At 36.8% G+C, this 1,389-nt stretch carries 2 protein-coding genes; both read right to left on the reverse strand.

Annotation, left to right across the window (positions count from 1 at the left end; translation table 11 throughout):
- Nucleotides 1–71 precede the first annotated feature (71 nt).
- Entirely contained in the window at nt 72–422 is a 351-nt protein-coding gene (locus AC2JBO_RS44950; protein WP_496960091.1) for a four helix bundle protein, read from the reverse strand.
- 113 nt (nt 423–535) lie between these two features.
- A complete protein-coding gene (locus AC2JBO_RS44955; RefSeq protein ID WP_496960092.1) occupies nt 536–1,150 on the reverse strand; it encodes a transposase domain-containing protein in 615 nt (204 codons plus the stop codon).
- Between the last annotated feature and the right edge of the window lie 239 nt (nt 1,151–1,389).

Consider the following 1,389-nt stretch of genomic DNA (forward strand, 5'->3'; position numbering starts at 1 on the left):
GAATGGCACGAAAAAAGGCAGAGGGCAGGGGGCAGAGGGCAGAAGGATGCGGAAGAATAAGGTTTTAAGTTTTAAGCTTTCAGCTTGTTGAGACTTGCTACCATAATTTTCTGCATCTCCTCAACTTCATTAATCACAGGAGTCAAAAATTGATTTTCAACTAATTTAACTCTTTGGGCAATTATAAGTTGTGTATCTAACTCTCGTAATGAACCTAAAGCAATATGAAGGAAATGGATGTATTCATTTTTACCTCGTCTGCCGTATCCCTCTGCTATATTTGAGGCAACGGAAACGGCTGAACGCCTTATTTGACTAGTTAATCCATAGAGTTCCCAGTCAGGAAATCTCCTTGTTAATTCGTAACAATTGACAGCTAAATCAACACTGCGATTCCAAATAAATTGCTGTTTGTAACTCATATTTAGGCAAACAAGTTTGAAGTTATAAGTTTGAAGTGCTTATAACTTATCACTTTAAGAAGCCTTAAAAATGTGATTTAATGTTAAGGAACTAGAGAGCGAGTAGGTGGTTGTTATCCAGCTATAAGTTTTTTGCGTGCCGACTTTCTTGGTTGTTGCATTGAAGGATAGGATTTAGGGCGTCGTTTCACAACCCTAGGTTCAACCCTTTCTGGGCGTAATGCAATCGGAAACCCACATCCTGGTTTTTGACTACTTGGTTGCGGATAACATAATTGATTCTCTGGTGTATCTGGCATTGAAGCTGTTGAGGTATCAATAACTTTAACGTGCCGCCCACACCACAACTGTTCAATTGTGCATTTTTTTTCTAAATTTTCTCCACTCAAAAATGATAATCTCTTTAACAGTTCTTCCGACAATCTTAAACGTGCTTGACAATATGCACTTGTATCTGTTGATGGCAACTCCACATTTTCTGTTGATAGCCAAGCAATGACTCTAGATACAGCATTATGACAACTTTTCTCTGCATCAAGCACTTGTGATAAAAATGCCCATATCGTTACAAAAGGGTCAAATATACGACGATAATATTTGATTTGTAACTCATCAATTATTTGTTGAATCATTGATTGAGGCAACAAATCTCTGAAAGGTAATCCTGCGCTTTGGATAAAATTTTGCTTGAGGATTTCAACTCGATTCGATATCTTAAGAGTAAGCATTTTTAAATTTCTCTTGTACTTAGTATTAATTAAACTAGATACAAGAGATTTTTTCTACCGTAACGAGCATCGTTATTTTTTACGTTCTTAATCTCCTTTAATCAAGGTTGAAGTGTTTTAAAACTCCAGCTTCTGCCATATATATGATTAAAACCCTTAATGTACAAACCTTTTAAGGATATTCTGGTTTTTCCTTCTGCCCTCTGCCTTCTGCCTTCTGCCTTTTCTTCGTGCCATTC

It is taken from the genome of Calothrix sp. CBUCES-K 9914 (genome assembly GCF_059640475.1).